General features: G+C 62.9%; 17 protein-coding genes. 11 read left to right on the top strand and 6 right to left on the bottom strand.

The genetic code is table 11. From position 1 onward, the window contains the following. Positions 1–9 precede the first annotated feature (9 nt). The 7 genes from CV013_RS02430 to CV013_RS02400 all read left to right on the top strand — a co-directional run bounded on the left by CV013_RS02430 (position 10) and on the right by CV013_RS02400 (position 6,904). Positions 10–1,113, top strand: a complete 1,104-nt coding sequence (locus tag CV013_RS02430; RefSeq protein WP_223805338.1) for a tetratricopeptide repeat protein — start codon at positions 10–12, stop codon at positions 1,111–1,113. Continuing rightward, positions 1,110–1,562: a hypothetical protein gene (locus CV013_RS02425; RefSeq protein WP_102153682.1), complete on the top strand. Its 453-nt coding sequence runs from the start codon at positions 1,110–1,112 to the stop codon at positions 1,560–1,562. The genes CV013_RS02430 and CV013_RS02425 overlap by 4 nt, the downstream gene beginning before the upstream one ends. Next, positions 1,559–2,398, top strand: coding sequence for a hypothetical protein (locus CV013_RS02420; RefSeq protein WP_102153681.1), 840 nt, complete (start codon positions 1,559–1,561; stop codon positions 2,396–2,398). Before CV013_RS02425 ends, CV013_RS02420 begins: the two co-directional genes overlap by 4 nt. After that, the gene (locus tag CV013_RS15490) at positions 2,391–3,623 is read left to right on the top strand and encodes a hypothetical protein (protein ID WP_102153680.1); all 1,233 of its coding nucleotides are present in this window, start codon (positions 2,391–2,393) and stop codon (positions 3,621–3,623) included. The genes CV013_RS02420 and CV013_RS15490 overlap by 8 nt, the downstream gene beginning before the upstream one ends. After that, entirely contained in the window at positions 3,620–4,786 is a 1,167-nt protein-coding gene (locus CV013_RS02410; protein WP_102153679.1) for a tetratricopeptide repeat protein, read from the top strand. Before CV013_RS15490 ends, CV013_RS02410 begins: the two co-directional genes overlap by 4 nt. A 137-nt stretch (positions 4,787–4,923) precedes the next feature. Further along, complete coding sequence (locus CV013_RS02405) at positions 4,924–5,571, top strand: TetR family transcriptional regulator (RefSeq protein WP_190276550.1); 648 nt, start codon at positions 4,924–4,926, stop codon at positions 5,569–5,571. A gap of 145 nt (positions 5,572–5,716) precedes the next feature. Next, positions 5,717–6,904, top strand: coding sequence for an acyl-CoA dehydrogenase family protein (locus CV013_RS02400; protein ID WP_223805339.1), 1,188 nt, complete (start codon positions 5,717–5,719; stop codon positions 6,902–6,904). A 730-nt stretch (positions 6,905–7,634) separates the two neighbouring features. On the opposite strand, the gene CV013_RS02395 is transcribed toward CV013_RS02400, so the two are convergent. The 4 genes from CV013_RS02395 to CV013_RS02380 all read right to left on the bottom strand — a co-directional run bounded on the left by CV013_RS02395 (position 7,635) and on the right by CV013_RS02380 (position 11,164). Next, positions 7,635–8,159 carry a MarR family winged helix-turn-helix transcriptional regulator gene (locus CV013_RS02395; RefSeq protein WP_102153677.1) on the bottom strand — a complete coding sequence of 175 codons (525 nt, stop codon included), beginning with the start codon at positions 8,157–8,159 and terminating at the stop codon, positions 7,635–7,637. A gap of 156 nt (positions 8,160–8,315) precedes the next feature. Next, positions 8,316–9,614 (bottom strand): TolC family protein, encoded by a 1,299-nt coding sequence (locus tag CV013_RS02390; RefSeq protein WP_102153676.1) that lies wholly within the window; start codon positions 9,612–9,614, stop codon positions 8,316–8,318. A gap of 43 nt (positions 9,615–9,657) precedes the next feature. Continuing rightward, entirely contained in the window at positions 9,658–9,861 is a 204-nt protein-coding gene (locus tag CV013_RS02385) for a YgaP family membrane protein (RefSeq protein ID WP_102153675.1), read from the bottom strand. Positions 9,862–9,883: 22 nt separating this feature from the next. Continuing rightward, positions 9,884–11,164 carry an NAD(P)/FAD-dependent oxidoreductase gene (locus tag CV013_RS02380; protein ID WP_102153721.1) on the bottom strand — a complete coding sequence of 427 codons (1,281 nt, stop codon included), beginning with the start codon at positions 11,162–11,164 and terminating at the stop codon, positions 9,884–9,886. A gap of 83 nt (positions 11,165–11,247) precedes the next feature. Here CV013_RS02380 and CV013_RS02375 point away from each other — a divergent pair, with 83 nt between their 5' ends. The 4 genes from CV013_RS02375 to CV013_RS02360 are packed head-to-tail and all read left to right on the top strand — an operon-like array spanning position 11,248 to position 17,240. After that, positions 11,248–11,577, top strand: coding sequence for a rhodanese-like domain-containing protein (locus tag CV013_RS02375; protein ID WP_102153674.1), 330 nt, complete (start codon positions 11,248–11,250; stop codon positions 11,575–11,577). A 42-nt stretch (positions 11,578–11,619) separates the two neighbouring features. Further along, positions 11,620–12,675: an efflux RND transporter periplasmic adaptor subunit gene (locus CV013_RS02370; RefSeq protein ID WP_223805340.1), complete on the top strand. Its 1,056-nt coding sequence runs from the start codon at positions 11,620–11,622 to the stop codon at positions 12,673–12,675. Between the two features lie 11 nt (positions 12,676–12,686). After that, positions 12,687–15,956 (top strand): efflux RND transporter permease subunit, encoded by a 3,270-nt coding sequence (locus CV013_RS02365; RefSeq protein ID WP_102153720.1) that lies wholly within the window; start codon positions 12,687–12,689, stop codon positions 15,954–15,956. A gap of 45 nt (positions 15,957–16,001) precedes the next feature. Further along, on the top strand, positions 16,002–17,240 hold the full coding sequence (locus tag CV013_RS02360) for an FAD-dependent monooxygenase (protein ID WP_198591818.1): 1,239 nt from the start codon (positions 16,002–16,004) through the stop codon (positions 17,238–17,240). On the opposite strand, the gene CV013_RS02355 is transcribed toward CV013_RS02360, so the two are convergent. Together CV013_RS02355 and CV013_RS02350 are read right to left on the bottom strand one after the other, a co-directional pair. Further along, a complete protein-coding gene (locus CV013_RS02355; RefSeq protein ID WP_157935723.1) occupies positions 17,221–17,604 on the bottom strand; it encodes an ArsR/SmtB family transcription factor in 384 nt (127 codons plus the stop codon). The two genes, CV013_RS02360 and CV013_RS02355, sit on opposite strands and share 20 nt — an antisense overlap. Continuing rightward, complete coding sequence (locus tag CV013_RS02350) at positions 17,594–18,256, bottom strand: peroxiredoxin (RefSeq protein WP_102153670.1); 663 nt, start codon at positions 18,254–18,256, stop codon at positions 17,594–17,596. Before CV013_RS02350 ends, CV013_RS02355 begins: the two co-directional genes overlap by 11 nt. Positions 18,257–18,309 lie beyond the last annotated feature (53 nt).

Below are 18,309 nucleotides of genomic sequence, written 5' to 3'. Positions count from 1 at the left end.
GGTGAGGCGATGAAGAAAAGCAATCCGATTGCGGCACTGGCCTTATTGATGGCGGCGCTGATCGCCGGCCCGGCCAGCGCTCAGGTCAATCCGAATTCACCGGCGGAAAAGGCGTGCAAGGCGCGTTACGACGATATCTTCGGCAATCTCAATTCCAATCGCCCCGATAAACGTCGGATCAGCGATGAAGAGATCGACTGGGCCTTGAACTACGAACAGGTGCACAAGGCAGGCAGGCCCTGTTCCGAAGCGGACAAGCCACAGCAGCAGGCTTCTGCATCGACCAGGCAGGATACACAGCCTGTGCGAATGGTCGAAGCAGGCGGCACCGGCAATGCGATGGAAGGGCAGAAAGCCTACAACTCAGGCGATTTCGCCACTGCCCGCGCGAAGTATCAGGCAGGGTGCCTCACCGATGGCAACGCCGTTGCCTGCACCAACCTCGGTGCGATGGCCAGCACAGGCAAAGGTGGAGCGAAAGACCTGCCGCTCGCTCGCCGTGTTCACAAGATCGGCTGTGCGAAGGGGATTGCCGAGGCGTGTGAACACTATGGCTCCATGCTGAAAAACGGCAGTGGCGGGCCGCAGGATTTCGCCGGAGCAATCGCGCCGCTGACCACCGCCTGCAACGCCAAAAAGGCGACATCGTGCTACGATCTGGGCGCCAGCTATTTCTATGGCCGGGTGGGCAACGGACCCGACTATGCGAAGGCGCGGCAGTATATGGCGAAAGCATGTCCGGGCTATGCCGCCGATGGCTGCTATGCGCTGGCGCTCCTGCAACGCGATGGCAAGGGTGGCGCGGTCGATCTGGCCGGGGCGGCCAGAGCGTTTGCTCAGTCGTGCGAAGCGGGTAAATCCGACGGCTGCCTCGAATACGGAGTGGCGCAATATAGCGGCGCGGGAATCAGTGCCGATCTGGCCGGTGCCCGCAGCAGTTTCGGCAAGGCGTGCAATACCGGCAATGCCGGGGCCTGCATGAACGCAGCGATGATGGCGCGTGACGGACAGGGCGGCACCCGCGATCCGGCAGCGGCGAAGCGCTATTTCAACCTTGGCTGCAAACTGGGCATTCAGGATGGCTGTAAGCTGGCCGGGCAGGTCGGCGCATGATCCGCGCAGCAACAGCCATATTGGCGGCGATAGCGGTATTGGGGGCCGCTGTGCCGGGCAGTGCCAGCGAACAGGGCGCACGCGATGCCGCCACCCACAACGCCTTGTACGAAGACGCAAAGAAACTCGGCCTGTCGCCCCAGTCGGTTTCGGAAATGTACGAATGCGCGGCGATGTGGGACCGCTGGATCTATATCGTCGAAAGCGCGGCGGATGCAGATTTTGTGCAGGCGCTGCACCCCGAACTCTCGGTCGGCAATGCCAAAGCGCGGCGTATCAAATGGACGCGCGAGGCGCGCCGGTTCGCCGACGAAGGCTATGACGAAGAATATCTGGCAGAAAACAAGGCCGAAGCCGAAAGCGCTGCCGACCGCCGATACGCCAACTATGCCAACGGCGACGAGCACGGGCTGGAGGTGATGATGGAATACCTGGGAACATGCCAATGACCGGCTGGCATAGGCCCTGCTTGCTCGCCGCGCTGCTGGCCCCGGTCGGTCTGGCGCATTCGGCTGTGGCGCAGGAAGTGACCGGCGATGGCGAGATTGCCTATGTCGATCAGGTCGAAACCGTGCTCGTCTGCCCCGATGGCAAATACGAGAGCGGGTGCGACTCGTCCGATCTGATCCGCGCGGTGGAGCGGGTCGAAGACCTGCCGACCGATATCGAATCCCGTTGCCTCTATGAAACGAAGGCGCGGTGTTACCCGGTCGCGTTCGGGCGGATCATCACTGTCGAGCGAGGTCCGCCGCTGACCTGGCAGCATATGGTGCTCTATCCTGAAGACGGGCCACGGGTCGAAATGATGGTGATCCTCGAAGGGGTGACTGCCAACGATTTGTACGTGCTGGTCGCGCGGCAGACAGAGGGGTGGTTCGCGCCGCCGCAACTGGTGGAAAACACCAACGAACTGATGCTGCTTCACGCGCCGGGCCGCACTGGCGGCACGGGTATGGGCAATGCCGATATCGTCCTCTCCCGCCACGAACAGGGGTGGACCACGTTCGATGTCAACGAACTGCTGTTCGAAGCGGAGCAGATGCTGCCGGCCGGGTTTTCGCTGGCGAGCGGAGTGAACTTCGATTTCCGCGAGATGTTCGTTGCCGTTCCGGTGAAGCGCGAAAGCGACGGCGGTTGCTGCGCCACTGGCGGCACGGCGTTCATCGATCTGGAGATGCCTGCGGGCAATCTGATGAACGTGGCTTCCATCACCTTCAACGAAACAAAGCCGGTCGAAACCCACCGGATACAGGCACCCGATAGCGAGGCGAATACAAATGATTGAGTCATTCCGGTCAGCGATACGGGTAGCTCTGGCCGCGGCGCTGGCGATGGTGTTGCCTGCTGGCGCGAATGCTCAGGAGCAAACGACCGCGCAACAGCAACAGATGCAGCAGCAGATCCGCCAGTTTGCCAACATGTACATGGTGACGGACTATGCCCTCGGCGCGAACGAGAATTGCGACTTGTTCCCGCTGGGCGAATATCGCGGTCTGCGTATATTCCGCGATCTGCTGCGATCCGATCTCGGCAAAGTGCTGAAGAAGGAGCAGATCGATCAACTGAGCCTGTACGACAAGGCAAAGGCCGAATGGAAAGGGTGCCTCGCCCGTGCGAACCATCCCAAGCAGTGGAAGGTGATTGAGGACGCGCATGTGATGGCGCTGGCGATGATTGCGGCCCCTTCGAATATCGCCACCGATTCCAAAACCTGCAAAGTGGACGGAGTGTACCAGGCGCTCAATCCGACCGAATGGAGGTTCGCGCGCACGGCCTCGGAAAGCGCAGCCGTTATCGCCAAGCGACGGACGGATTACGATGCGCTGACGAAGGAGTTCGCTGCGATCATCGACCAGCAGTGCAAGAAAGGCGTGTCGCAGATGATGCAGCCGGGATACGATTCGATCCTGCTGACAGAAGAAATCAATCTGTATCTCCAGAAAGGCAAAAAGCAGGTTCAGGTGTCCACATCGGTCGGCACCTACATCTCCGCCACCCCGATTTCGGCGGACATGGGGGCGTGGCGTTCGCGCATGGGCAGCTTTATCGGAAACCGTCCATCGTTGGGGCTGAATGTCTATCGTGTCCTCGACCGGGGCGATAAGCCGGTGGTGTTCTTCCACCTCTCGCGCCCCGGCACATTCGATCCGCATGGCAAGATACTGGTCACCCGGCAGGGCGGCTGGATCGCCAAATTACGGAGCAATGTGGACGAAGTCGCGCTGAACCTGCCCGATGGATCGCGCATTGCGCTGACCAAGCAATCGGGCAGCGGCAGCAACGTACTCGGCTCATCGGAATTCGTCCTGCCGCCCGATGGCAAGGCGAAGCTGGCGCGGCTGGGCGACGATGCGGCGGTCACGGTATCCTATCGCATGAATGGCAAGGAATGGACGCCGTTCCTCGAAATCGGCCGCGACCCACCGGTGCAGAGCCAGAAAATGGGCAATATCCGCAAGGCGCTCGTCTGGGCGAATGCGCCGATGCCCGCGAAGGAGGACCGGCCGTGAGCGGACCGATCCTTCGTTTCCTCGCGCCGGTTGCGCTGATCGCGCTCGGTCTTGCTCCTCTCCCTGTACAGGCGACGGAGCCTGCCGCCGATCCTGCCCCGGCTGCCGATCCGGCCACCGGGTGCGAGGCCGATCGCAACGGGCGGGCCTGTCTCGATCAGGCGATCCGGCTCTATCATGGCAAGGATATCGCGCAGGACTACACCGCTTCGCGCCGGTTCGCGGCCAAAGCTTGCGCGCTGGAGGAAATGCTGGGCTGCAATTATCTCGGCGCTTTGCTGGAAGATGGGCTGGGCGGGCCAGTGGATGTTCCCGGCGCGGTGCGGAATTATCGCCGCGCATGCGACGGCGGCTATAGCGGAGCGTGCCACAATCTGGGGCAGACGCTGTATGAAAACGCCGCGAAAGGCGCTCCCGAACTGGCAGATGCCCGCGCCAGCTTTGTCAAAGGATGCGAGGCCAGCATCCCGGATTCGTGCAACAATTACGCCGTTATGATGAAACTCGGCGAAGGCGGGCCACAGGATCTGGTCGGTGCGGTGTCGATGTTCGAAGCGGTGTGCGAAGCGGGCAAGAACGTCGATGCCTGCGCCAATCAGGGTTACATGCTGATGGTAGGCGAAGGGGTCGCGAAAGACCCGGCCCGCGCCGCGAAGCTGCTGAGCACTGCGTGCGAGCAAGGGTCCACTTTTGCGTGCGACCATTATGGGCTGATCCTCCTCAACGGTCTTGCCGGGGATCGCGATCCGTCACGTGCGAAGGCGCTGTTCGCGGCTGCCTGCAAGGGCGGCGAAGCCAACGCCTGCTATAATCTGGGTGAAGTGCTGATAGAGGATCTGGCGGGTGGCAGTGATCTGCCTGCCGCCCGCGCTGCCTACAGCACCAGTTGCGACGGGGGGATCGTCAGCGCGTGCAGCAAACTGGCGCAGATGACGTTCGACGGACAAGGTGGCCCAAAAGATCGCACCGCCGCGCGGCAGATGTATGCCGACCTGTGCAGCGGCGGCGATGCGAAATCCTGCATGACCTTCAACGTGCTGGCCGAACTGGGCGAAGGCGGCCCGCGCGACCGCGAAGCATCGAACCGTGCGCTGGAAAAGGGGTGCAGCCTTGGCCATGAGATCGCCTGTTCGGCACTGAAGATACGCCAGAGCGAGAAATAGCGGGAGGCGGCAGCGCGTCCCCCTTTCGCTCCACTGCCGCCAGTGGCGCTAATTGCTTGCCAAATTGTGCAAATTTGTATGAAAGAAGCCCCATAAGGCTGCTTATTCAAAACAAGCGGCCATGCATGGGGGAGAATATGGCATCACGTAGCGTGGCGACAGGCCGCGCGCGGGGCGATCCGGCGAATTCGGAATCCGCGCAGCAACTGGTGCAGGCCGCAATCGATCTGATGCGCGAACGCGACACACTGGATGTGTCGTTCGTCGATATTGCCGAGCGGGCAGGACACCCGCAGGGCCTGATCGGATATTATTTCGGCAACAAGCAAGGGCTGCTGGTGGCCGCGCTGGAACGCAGCATTGCCCGCGCGCTGGCACAACTGGAAAGCCTGCTCGCTGCCGATTACGATCCGGTCGAAAAGATGCGGATGCATCTGAACGGTATTGCGGAAGCCTATTTCCGCTTCCCGTTTTTCAATCGCCTGTTGCAGGCGATGGTCCGCGACGGATCGCCGGAAGAGGCCGCGCGCCTGACGCAGCGGCTGATCCACCCGATGATGGATGCACAGGCCACTATCATCGATGCCGGGGTGGCGCAGGGCGTGTTCCGCCCGGTGGATAAGAAGCTGTTTTATTTCGCGACAGTGGGGGCGGCCGATGGGCTGAACGCGGCGCGTTTCATTCTCGGCAGCGAACTGGGCGAAGAGATCGATGCCGAAGTCAGCAAGCGCAATGCAGCGGCAGTAATCGATTTTTTCCTTGCCGGCCTGTTGAAACAGGCCTGATCGCGGGGCGCTGGCAGGATCTGGCAGGTGTCTGTTTCGAAATATGGGTATGGCCTGTACTGCTCGATTCGATTAGGCATTCTTTCGAAACCCGGCTGGATACCGGGAACCGCGTATGCCGCGCAGCAGCGACGAGAGGATTATTATGAGCGAAGCGACCGTAAACCCCGGCATGGACCCGGAACTGTTCGAACAGTTCATCGACCAGCTCGACCGGTATGTTCGCGAACGCCTGATCCCTGCCGAACGCGAAGTGATCGAAAATGACCGCATCCCCGACGATATCGTTCAGGAAATGAAGGATATGGGCCTGTTCGGCCTGTCGATTCCCGAAGAATTTGGCGGGGCCGGGCTCAACACCGCGCAGTATGCGCGCACGGTGAAGACCATCGCCTATGCCGCGCCAGCCTATCGTTCGATCTTCTCGATCAATATCGGGATGTTCAATTCCGCGATCAAGAACGGCGGGACAGATGCACAGAAGGCCGAATGGTGGCCTCGCATCGCCGGGGGTGAGATTGCCTGTTTCGGCCTGACAGAGCCGGGATCGGGCAGCGACAGCGCGGCGATGGCGACCACTGCGCGCCCCGATCCAGATGGCAACGGCTGGATATTGAACGGCACCAAACGCTACATCACAAACGCTCCGCACGCGCAGGTCGGCCTCATCATGGCGCGCACGGAGAAGGAGAACCTGCCCAAGAACGCGCATGTTTCCGCATTTATCGTGCCGATGGATGCGCCGGGCGTGTCGGTCGGCAGCCCGGACAAGAAGATGGGGCAGGCAGGCAGCCATATCGCGGATATCATGCTCGACGATGTCCATGTGCCGGGCGACGCGCTGCTGGGCGGGGAAACCGGCAAGGGTTTCGTGTTCGCGATGAAGAGCCTCGACAACGGGCGCATTTCGGTGGGCGCGGCCAGCACCAGCTATGCCCGCCGCGCGCTCGACAGCGCGCTGCGCTACGCGACGGAGCGCAAGGCATTTGGCGAACCGATCGCCAATTTCCAGCTTATCCAGCAGATGCTGGCTGAAAGCGAGACGGAGATCTACGCCGCCGAATGCATGATGGCGGATGTGACCGCCCGTGCCGACCGGGGGGAGAATATCCTGCGAAAAGCCGCGGCATTCAAAGTGTTCGCCAGCGAAATGTGCGGCCGGGTGGTGGACCGCGTGGTGCAAATCTACGGTGGCGCAGGCTATCTGGCGGAATACGATGCGGAGCGGTTTTTCCGCGATGCCCGCATCTATCGCATCTACGAAGGCACCACGCAGATCCTCCAGCTCCAGATCGCCAAACACATGCTGCGCGAATTCGCCGCCCAGGGGTGAGGCGGGGGGTAAGGCGGGGGCGAGGCGGAGTATACCCGCGTCCACTTCGCTCCCGTCCACTCGTCATTGCGAACGCAGTAAAGCAATCCACGGCCTGAGGGTGCGGCCCATCGCGTGTGTTGTGGCTGGGGCGATGGGCGGCCCATGGATTGCCACGTCGCCTGCGGCTCCTCGCAATGACGAGGGTTGGGGATACGCGTGATAGTATTGGCCAGGCATCGGCAGTGTGGGCCCAAATCCACTCCGTGCCTTCGTGTGACAAGCCTCCACCCGCCTCCCGCCTCCCCTCCATCGCGGCAGTTGTGGCCGGGGCAAGGGCGGCCCATGGATTGCCGCGTCGCTTCGCTCCTCGCAATGACGAGGGAGGGGCGGTGGGGCGTGGCTGCCAGCCAATCGGCTTGCTCCCACCCACATCGTCACCTCGGCCCCCGAGCCGGGGCCCAGCTTCCACTGGCGCCGCGCTGGAAGAAAAGCGGGGCCCCGGATCAGGTCCGGGGCGACGTTGGTGGGGAGTGGGGCCGTTCTGCTTTGCCTCGCCTCCGTGCCTGTCCCGGCACCGACCCATCCGCTCGTCATTGCGAACGGAGTGAAGCAATCCATGGCCTGAGGGAGCAGCCCATCACATCGGTTGTGGTGGAGGCAAAGTGCGGGCCATGGATTGCCACGTCGCCTGCGGCTCCTCGCAATGACAAGGGAGGGATGGTGGGGGGCGGACGTGGTTGGATCTGCGTTAACCGAGCCCTGCGCCGACCCCGGTGATCTTGCCTGACGCGTCCCGCCTGCCGCCAGGTTTCGCGCTGCGGTCGCCATCGCGTTCGGTCGCCAAACTCTCGGCGCTCGACGCAGCGCAGTATTCCTTCAGGAAGCGGGTGACCGTCGCCAGATCGCCATCCGAAAAGCGATCGATCACGCTTTGCCCCTGCGCGATGGTCGAAAGGTAGGGTTGGAGGAGCTCCTCGATTTTGTCGCCCCTCAGCGAAATCCATACTTTGCGGCGATCCTGCCGATCGACTGTGCGTTCGACCAGATCGTTGGCTTGCAATCGTTTGACCAGCGCAGTCACCGATCCGCTGGTCAGCGCGAGGGCGCGGCCCAGGTCGCCTGCTGTCATCGGGCCAGACAGGTAAAGCTGTTCGATAGCGCGCACTTCGGTCGTTCCCAGATCGAAGTGGCGCGCAACCAATACCGCCTTTTCAAGTAGTTGAGACGCCAGCTCGCGCGTCAGGCGCGCTATTTCCAGATGCTGCTCTAGCATTGACCGGTCATGCGAAAGTGTCCTCCCGCCGATTGGGTTAATGCAATTGTTAATCCGTGAAAAGGGCGGAGCCGCCGATTTGCCGCGTCGATCCACTGTCTCGCGCGCGGCCTTTATTGCGCGGCCCTTCGAGCGGCGCGGTGGCTGCGGCTACTGCTACTGCTGCTCCATCCCGGTCACGCTGCGAAGGGTGTAGGCAGCGGTGAGCAACTGGCCCTGCGCCACGATGCGGGCGGATTCGGCAGACAGCGCCTCCCGCGTGGCATCGAGCAGCGCGAGCTGTGGCTTGGCCCCCGATTTCACTTCCAGCCGGGTGCCGCGCAGCGCCTCTTGCGTGGCGGCAGCGCGCTTTTCCGCAGCGGCCAGCATTGCGCGGGCCGACTGCACCGCTTCGAAGCCCTGCACCGCCTGTATCCGCACGCCCTGTTCGGCCAGCCGCGCATCGGCGGCGGCGGCGCGGGATTCGGCCTCCGCCTTGTCCACTTTGGCGCCGACTCTGCCGCCGGTGAAGAACTTCCACTGCCCGCGCAGGCCCACGCTGGCGCTGTCGGCCGCGTATCCGGGGAAGAACTGATCGCGCACAGTGGACGCTTCGGCATAGGCGCCGACGGTCGGCATCCGTTCTGCTTTGGCGGCGCGGACCCCGGCGCTGGCCATGTCCGCTGCCTTGCGCGCCTGCGCCACTTGCGGGTTGTCGGCAGAAGCGAGCATCGCAGCCTGATCGGCGCTGGCGGGCACGGTCGGCGGCGGGGGCAGCGCGGTGTCGGGAGTAATCGGGCGCCCGGCCAGTGCACTCAGCCGGGCCTGCGCTTCGTTCAGCGCGCCCTGCGCCCCGGCGCGGCCTGCCTCGGCCTCCGCCAGACGCGCCTCTGCCTGCGCGATATCGGTGGAGGTCGCTGCGCCGACTTTGAACATCAGCTGCGAATGGCGCACCGCTTCCTGCAAAGTATCGATCATCGCGCCATAGCTGGCGACTTGCTGCCGCGCAGCGAGTGCCTGCGTATAGGCGGCGATCACCTGTAGCCGGAGGTTGAGCGCAGCGGCATCGGTGCCGATCGCGGCCATGTCGCGCCCGGCCTGCGCCTGCGCCACTGCCGCGCCGATCCGCCCGCCAGTGAACAGCGGCAATTCCGCGCCGACCTGCGCCACGCGCGGGGTGACGTTTTCCGCCTGCAAGCCGAAGAACCCGCGCGGATCGATCCGGCCATAGCCGATCTGCCCCTGCACACTGGCGCTGGGATTCCGCTCCGCCCGCGCCTGCGCGACAGCGGCATCGGCGGCATCGACCCGCGCCTGCGCTGCCTCTATCGCAGGCGAATGGGCCAGCGCGGCGGCCAGCGTTTCGTCCAGCGTTTCGGCAGCGACGGGCGCCGCGAACACAGCGGATGCCAGCGCGACGGCCAGTGTGACAGAAGGCAGTGCGACGGAAGAGGAGCGGGGGAAAGCGATACGCATCGGTTCTCTCAGCTAAGGGGTTCTCTCCGCGAACGGAAGGCGTTCAGCGAAAGGCGCAGCCCGGCGCAACACCCATCCGGCGGAACACCATCGCCGCGGGGCAGAAACCCGTCACGCTCGCCTGCAACATGTTCAGCCCGGCGAAGATCGTCAGTGCGATCCAGTAAGGGTGGACAGTGACCGACAGGATCGATCCCGCCAGCACGACAATCGCAGCAAAGGCCAGCACGGCACGGTCGAGGTTCATCGCAACATCTCCTTCAAAACGATCAGTCCATCGTCAGTTTCTTGATCCCCAGCACATGCAGCGCGAGCTTTTCGTAGAACGGCTCGCTTTCGCCCTTGCGGATCTTGCGGAGGAAGTATTTTTCGAAGCCGATTTTCGCCAGATGGACCCATTTCCCTTCGGATGCCCAGTTGGTGTTGCGCGGCGGAATCTGCGGCTTGGCAACGAAAGCCACCCCGCCATCGCCGAAGTCGGCCAGACAGATCGCGTTCCACGACGCTTCGTGCGTCGGTTCCTGCCCGTCGAGAATTTCCTTCAGGTTCTGCGCGATGGCCGTGACCATGCTTTCGATCATGAAGCCGGTCTTGGGTACGCCCACCGGCACCGGGGTCGGCCCGGTCGGCGGGATCGCGATGCACACGCCCAGCCCGAAGACATTGCTGTATTTCGGATTGCGCTGATGTTCGTCCACCAGCACGAAACCGCGCGGGTTGACCAGCCCTTCCAGCCCCATCAGCGCGGGAATGCCGCGGAACGGCGGCATCAGCATGCACCACCCGAAATCGAGATCGTGGCGCTTCTTCTCGCTGCCGTCGTCGTTCACTTCGGTTATGTGGATCGTGTCGGTTTCGACACTGTCCACTTTCGCGTTGGTGACCCATTTGATGTGCCGGTCGCGCATTTCGCTTTCCAGCAAGCCCTTGGTGTCGCCCACGCCGTCAAGCCCGAGGTGCCCGATATAGGGTTCGGGGGTGATGAACGTCATCGGCACTTTGTGGCGAATGCCGCGCTTCTTCAACTCGGTATCGAGGATCATCGCCATTTCGTAAGCCGGGCCATAGCAACTGGCCCCCTGCGCCGCGCCGACCACGACAGGGCGCGGGTTGGCGCAAAGCTCTTCGAAACGTGCACGCGCCTGCTCCGCACTGGCGGTTTCGCAGATCGACACAGTGTTGCGATCCGGGCCGAAGCCGTCGATTTCATCCCACGCCAGATCGGGGCCGGTGGCGATTACCAGATAATCATAATCGATATATGAGTCATCGTTCAGCTCGATCCGGTTATTTGCCGGGTCCACCTTGCGCGCGCCCGTGCCGGTGAAGGCGATGCCGTGTTTTTCCATCACCGGCGGCAAATGCACCTGCAGCGCCTCCGGCTCCCGCCAGCCCACGGCAACCCACGGATTCGATGGCACGAACCAGTAATCATCGCCTTTGTTGACGACCGAAACGCGCGCCTTGCCCTTAGTGGCGCTGGCAATCTCGTAAGCGGCGATCGTGCCGCCCAGGCCGGCACCCAGAACAACGATATGGGGGTGGGACATCATCGAATCCTCTCTTGCGATTACGGGTTGACGGATAAAACATATACACGATATATGCAAATCAATAATCGAAAGGATCGAAAATGTTCGGTTTCGGCAAAAAATCTCCTGTTCGCGAAGTGACTGCGGGCGAACTGCACACGATGGTGACTAACGGTCAGGCGGTCGTGGTCGACGTGCGCGAGCCCGGCGAATTCGCAGGCGGGCACATTCCCGGCGCGATCAACCTGCCGCTGACGCAGTTCGATCCCGCGCAGCTTCCCGCTGCGGAGGGCAAGACTGTCGTGCTTAACTGCGCGGGCGGGGTTCGTTCGGCCAAGGCGCTGACGAAATGTTCGGAGGTGCCGGTCGATACGCACCTTGCCGGTGGCATGGGTGCATGGAACAGTGCGGGTCTTCCGGTCGAGAAATGAGGCCAGACGAGAAGTGAGGCCCAAAAAGAAATGAGGATAACGATGCGGGGCACGGCACTGATCTTTGCGCTGAGCGGTAGTCTGGCGCTGGCAGCATGCGGCGACAGCGAGGTGGCGCAGGCACCGGCGAAAACGGCGACCAGCGGCCCCGTGCTGGTGGTGCGTCAGGCCGAAGTGCCCAACTGGACGGCAGTGAGCGCGGAAGTCGCCACTGTCGATCAGGCGCAAGTCATGGCCCGCATCCCCGGCATCCTCACCGCGCTTTCCGTGAAGGAAGGCGATTATGTGAAGCGCGGGCAGGCGATTGGCCGCGTTGTCGACAGCCAGCTTGGCTATCAGTCGGGTGCCTATGGCGCGCAGGCGGCTGCGGCGCAGGCACAGGCGGCACAGGCACAGGCGGAGCTGTCGCGCACTCGCTATCTCTATGAAAACGGCGTCTATGCCAAGGCGCGGCTGGAACAGGCGCAGGCAGCGGCCTCTGCCGCGCAGGCGCAAGTGCGCGCCGCGCGCGAGCAGCAGAAGGCAGTGGGTGCAGTGGCCGGGCAGGGCGCATTGATCGCACCTGCCAGTGGCCGTGTGCTGGCGGCAGACGTGCCCGCCGGATCGGCGGTCGCGCCTGGCATGGTGATCGCTACGATTACCTCCGGCCCGGTCGTCCTGCGGCTCGATCTGCCCGAATCGCTGGCGGCGAAGGTTCACCCCGGCTCTGCCGTGCGCGTCACCACCGATGACGGGACCGAGCGGGCCGGCACGATTGCGCGGGTCTATCCCTCGGTCGCGGCGGGGCAGGTGCGCGCCGATGCCGATGTGCCGGGGCTCGATGCCGCGCTGATCGGGCGGCGCGTGGCCGCGCAAATCGATGGCGGATCGCGCAAGGGGCTGATCGTGCCTGCTGGCTATGTCGTCACCCGCTTTGGCGTCGATTATGTCACGGTGCAGCCGAAACAGGGCGTTGCTGCCGCTGTGCCGGTGCAGACCGCGCCTGCGGGTGAAGCGGGCAAAGTTGAAATCCTCTCCGGCGTTTCCGCAGGCGACAGGCTGGTGAAGCCTGCAGCCGGGGCGAATGCCGGGGCATCGGGCGGAACGGCGCGCAAATGAGCGGTGAAGCGGTGAATCTGGGCATTTCCGGGCGGCTGACGCGGGCGACGATCCAGTCTCCGCTCACGCCGCTGCTGCTGCTGGCGGCGATCCTCGTTGGCCTGATCGCGACGATGACGATCCCGCGCGAGGAAGAACCGCAGATCAAAGTGCCGATGGTCGATATCCGCGTGGCCGCGCCCGGTCTATCGGCGGGCGATGCTGTGGAGCTGGTAGGCAAGCCGCTGGAAACCATCGTCAAATCGATTGACGGTGTAGAACACGTTTACACCCAGGCCGAAGATAACGGCGTGATGGTCACTGCCCGCTTCCTCGTCGGGTCGGACCCGGAAGATGCCGCAGTGCGGGTCAACGAGAAGATACAGGCCAATATCGACCGCATCCCTGTGGGCATCCCGCCGCCGCAGATCACTGTGCGCGGCATCAACGATGTGCCAATCGTGGTGCTGACGCTGACGCCGAAGCCCGGTGCGCCCGGTAACTGGAGCGATCAGTCGCTCTATGAACTGGCCGATCGCCTGAAGACCGAAATCGCCAAAGTGGGCGATGTCGGGCTGACATTCGTCGTCGGCGGGCAGCAGCAGGCAATCCGCATCGTGCCCGATCCGGCGAAACTGGCCGCGCATCAGGTGCCGCTCAATGCCGTGATCGATGCCGCCAGTCAGGCCAACCGCTCGTTCCCCACTGGCACAGTGCGCGAAAACGGGCAGGCGGCCACGGTGGTGGTGGGCCAGACGGTGTCGGGCGCGCGGGAAGTGGGCAACCTGCAAGTCCGCTCGATCACCGGCGCGCCGGTCTATCTGCGCGATGTCGCGACCGTTACCGAAGGGGCGACACAGGATCAGGCCCGCGTGTGGGACTGGTCGCGCGATGGCAAGGATGGCGCGTGGAACACCGCACCGGCGGTGAGCCTGGCGGTGGCCAAGCGCGCCGGGGCCAATGCCGTCACGGTTTCCGAAAACGTCGTCGAGCGGGTGCACGAACTCGAAGGATCGCTGATCCCCGAAAGCGTGAAGGTGCAGGTCACCCGCAATTACGGCGAAACCGCGAACGAGAAGGCCAACGAACTGCTGTTCCATCTGGCTCTGGCGACAGTGTCGATCGTGCTGCTGATCGGCTTTGCCATCGGCTGGCGCGAAGCGGGGGTGACAGCCATCGTGATCCCCACCACGATCCTGCTGACGATGTTTGCCAGCAACGTCATGGGATTTACCATTAACCGGGTCAGCCTGTTCGCGCTGATCTTTTCCATCGGCATTCTGGTCGACGATGCCATCGTGATGATCGAAAATATCGCGCGCCACTGGGCGATGTCCGATGTCGGCACCGATGGCGGCCGCACTCGCCAGCAGGCCGCGATCGAGGCCGTGGCCGAAGTGGGCAACCCCACGATCGTCGCCACGCTGACGGTGGTCGCGGCGCTGTTGCCGATGCTGTTCGTTTCGGGCCTGATGGGGCCGTACATGGCGCCGATCCCGATCAACGCCAGCGCGGCGATGGTGTTCAGCTTTTTCGTAGCTGTCATCATCGCACCCTGGCTGATGATCCGGTTTGCGCGCACGACACTGGCCGGTGACGCGCATCATACGGGCCAACCTGACAAACTGGGCGCGCTATATGGCAAAATCGCCGCTCGTGTGGTGAAAGATCGCAAGTCGGCGCGGAATTTCCTTATATTTGTTGGGGTTGCGACCGCCATATCGTGTTCAATGTTCTATTTCGAACTGGTCACGGTGAAGCTGCTTCCGTTCGATAATAAGTCGGAAGTTCAATTGGTTGTGGACCTGCCGGAAGGCACCAGCCTGGAACAGACCGGGCGCGTGCTGGAACAGGCGGCAACCGTCGCCCGCCAGATGCCCGAAGTGGTCAATATGCAGGCCTATGCCGGGGCGAGTGCGCCGTTTAATTTCAACGGTTTGGTGCGGCATTACTTCCTGCGCGACAAACCGTGGATGGGCGATGTGATGGTCACTCTGCTGCCCAAGGGGGATCGCTCCCGCTCCAGCCACGACATCGCTGTCGATATGCGTAAGCGTCTGGAAAAAATAGCTTTACCGGCAGGCGGATCGATCAAAGTGGTCGAAACCCCGCCGGGCCCGCCGGTTCTCGCCACACTGCTGGCGGAAATCTACGGCCCCGACGAAGCAGCCCGCCGCGCGACCGCTTTGCAAGTGGAAAAGATATTTAAATCAGTGCCTTTCATTGTCGATGTCGACAACAGCTTTGGCCAGCAGACTCCGCAATTGCGGCTGGTGGCCGACCGTGACCGGCTCGATCATTACGGCCTCTCCGAACGGCAGGTCTACGACAGCATCGGCGTACTTATGTCCGATCAAACAGTGGGTTACGCCCCGCAAGGGATGGGCCGCCCGCCACTGCCGATCCAGATCGGCCTAGACCAGTCGCAACGCAGCTGGAGCCAGTCGCTCGGCGCCACCCCGGTCGCCGCCGCGCAAGGCCCGATGGGTCCGCAATTAATCCGCCTGGATCAAGTAGTTGACGCGCACGAGAGCAAAGGCAGCGAAGCGCTGTTCCGCCGCGACGGACGCGGCGTGGCGATGGTCACCGCCGAACTTGCTGGCCGCTACGAAGCGCCGATTTACGGAATGCTGGCGGTGGACAAGGCCATCGATCAATTCGATTGGGCGGCACATGGTCTTGAAAAACCAGAGATAAGCCTCAACGGCCAGCCAGCGAACGAACAGCAGACAACGTTGCTGTGGGATGGCGAATGGGAAATTACCTGGGTCACTTTCCGCGACATGGGCGGGGCCTTCATGGTTGCTTTGCTGGGCATCTATGTGCTGGTCGTCGGGCAGTTCCGCAACTTCAAGATTCCGCTGGTGATCCTCACCCCGATCCCGCTGACCCTGATCGGTATCGTATTGGGCCATATGCTTTTTTCCGCACCATTCACAGCCACCAGCATGATCGGTTTCATCGCGCTGGCGGGGATTATCGTCCGCAATTCGATCCTGCTGGTGGATTTCATCCGCCACGCCCGCAGCCCGGAAAAATCGCTGCGCGACACGCTGCTGGAAGCCGGGATGATCCGCTTCAAGCCGATCGTGCTGACCGCTGCGGCGGCGATGATCGGGGCCGCGGTGATCCTGACAGACCCGATTTTTCAAGGGCTTGCGATCTCGCTCCTGTTCGGGCTGGCCAGTTCGACGCTGCTGACGGTTCTGGTGATTCCGGCAATCTACGTTGTGCTGCGCGACGATGGCCGCCCGCTCACTTTGTTCGACGAAAAGCAGGATAAAGAACCCGATCCCGCTTGATCGAACGCAATGAACCGATGGCAATGCGGTGCGATCACTTGCCGCATGTCACACGAAACGCTCGATAATGTCATCATCGTCGGTGCCGGTCCGGCAGGGCTGGCACTCGCGCGGAGCCTGGCCGATGCGCCGGTGCGGGTCACTGTGCTGGAATATCAGCCCGAAGCGACCATTGCCGATCCCAGGCCCGATGGCAGAGAGATCGCGCTGACGCTGCGTTCGCAAGGCATCCTGAGCGATCTGGGCGTCTGGCCCTTGATTCCGCAGGAAGAAATCCACCCGTTGCGCGGCGCGCGGGTGCGCGACGGCGGATCGTCTTTCGCAATGGCCATCGATCCGACCGGGCAGGATGGCGGTCAACTCGGCAATCTGGTGCCCAACCACGCCATCCGCCGCGCGCTTTATCAGTCGGTTAGCGGGCAAGAACGGCTCGACTTGCGAACCGAGCAGCGGGTGATCGGCGCTGCCGTCACCGAAGGCGGTGCAGAGGTTCGTCTGGCGTCGGGCGAGATACTGCGCGGCGCAATGGTGGTGGCAGCGGACTCGCGCTTTTCCGCAGTGCGCGGGATGTTGGGCATAGGGGCGCGAATCCATAAAACGCAACGGACGATGATCTGTATGCGGGTGCGTCATTCGGGCGACCCGCTGGGTGGTAAGGCACTGGAATGGTTCGACCGCGGGCGCACGGTTGCGCTGCTCCCGCTCGGCCCTGGACTGACTTCGTTTGTGCTTACTTTGCCTGACGCGAAAGCGGCGGATTTCCTCGCCTGGCCCGAGGCATGTCGCGAATCCTATGCCAGGGCGATCCTCGCCGGGGAACTGGGCGATATCGAAGCGGTGGAGCAACCGTTCGCCTATCCACTGACGATGACCTTCTCCGAACGCTTCGTGCGCCCACGCGCGGCGTTGGTGGGCGATGCGGCGGTGGGTATGCACCCGGTGACGGCGCACGGGTTCAACTTCGGCCTCGCGGGTGCATGGGAGCTGGGGCGCGTTCTGCGTGGCGGGATGCCACGCTATGCTCGTCTGGTGCGATATGCGATCGAGCGGCAGATGGCGACTTTGCCGCTGTACGAAGCGACGCGCCATCTCGTGGGGCTCTACACCGACGATACGCCCTTTGCCCGTCCGGTGCGGAAAGCGGTCTTGCGGTTGGGCGCGAGCAAACCGGTATCCGGCGCGCTGGCCCTTTTGCTATCGGGCAATCGCAGGCTGGGCATTCCGGCCAGATCTGCCGGGTTGCCCAGCCTGCCGCCCGGCCCGCTTAGTCGTTCGAGCGGCTGACGATACGGGCGAAAGTCGCCGCCCCGCCGCCACTGTGGAGTTGCGCTGCCCGCCGGTCGCGCTGTGGGCCCAGATTGGTGCCGGCGAGCGCATCGAGCAGGTCGCTCGCGCCCAGCATCTGCTCACGATCGACGCGGTAGTAGATCTTCTTCCCGTCGCGCCGGGTAGTGACGAGGTCCGCTTTACGCAAAATGGCCAGTTGCTGCGACAGGCCGGGCTGCGAAATGCCGGTGAGATCCTCGATCTCGCTCACCGCGTGATCTGTATCCTTGATCGCGCAGAGGATTTGCAGGCGTACCGGATGGGCAATGGCGCGCAGCAATTCGGCGCTGCCTTCGAAATCGCGTTCGGGATTACTTGCCACTGCGCCCTCCGGCCCTGAACGGGGAATAGAACCAGTCGTTTGCTTTGCTGCCGGAGAGGACCTTCCCAATAGTCTCTTCAGGATCGCGCAACAATGCGTCGCCCGGTTGCCAGTTTGCCGGAGCCAGTGCGTCGTTGCGTTCCGCCTCCTGTAAGGCCTTCACCAGACGCAGCATCTCAGGGATCGATCGCCCGACATTGAGCGGGTAGCAGATCGAGGCATGCAAAATGCCGCCCGGCCCGATGAAATACGTGGTGCGAACAGTGGTCGCATCGGTGGCATCGCAGCTCATCATTCCGTAAGCGCGGGCGATCTCCATCGATGGATCTTCCACCAGTGGAAAGCCGACCTTCACCCCAGACAGTTCGTGGATCGCACGCAGCCACGCGAGGTGAGAGTAAAGACTATCGACGGAATGGCCGATCAGCGCGCAATCGAGCGCGGCAAAATCTGCCTCAGCCTTCGCCAGCTCGATCAGCTCGCTGGTGCAAACAGGTGTGAAATCGGCGGGGTGGGCAAACAGGATGAACCACCGATCGTCATAATCTGCGAGGTCGATCACCCCTTGGGTGCTGCGCGCGGTAAAGCGGGGCACGATTTCCCCGATACGAAGCGGCGGGGTGTCCTGAGTGCTGTCTGAAAATGGCGCCATCAACCTTGTCATTAGTTTCCCTCTCGTCTTGACGCAAGACATATACATGATTA

It is taken from the genome of Tsuneonella flava (assembly GCF_002870965.1).
Lineage (GTDB): Bacteria > Pseudomonadota > Alphaproteobacteria > Sphingomonadales > Sphingomonadaceae > Tsuneonella > Tsuneonella flava.
This window is presented reverse-complemented; position numbering and strand designations above follow the sequence as displayed.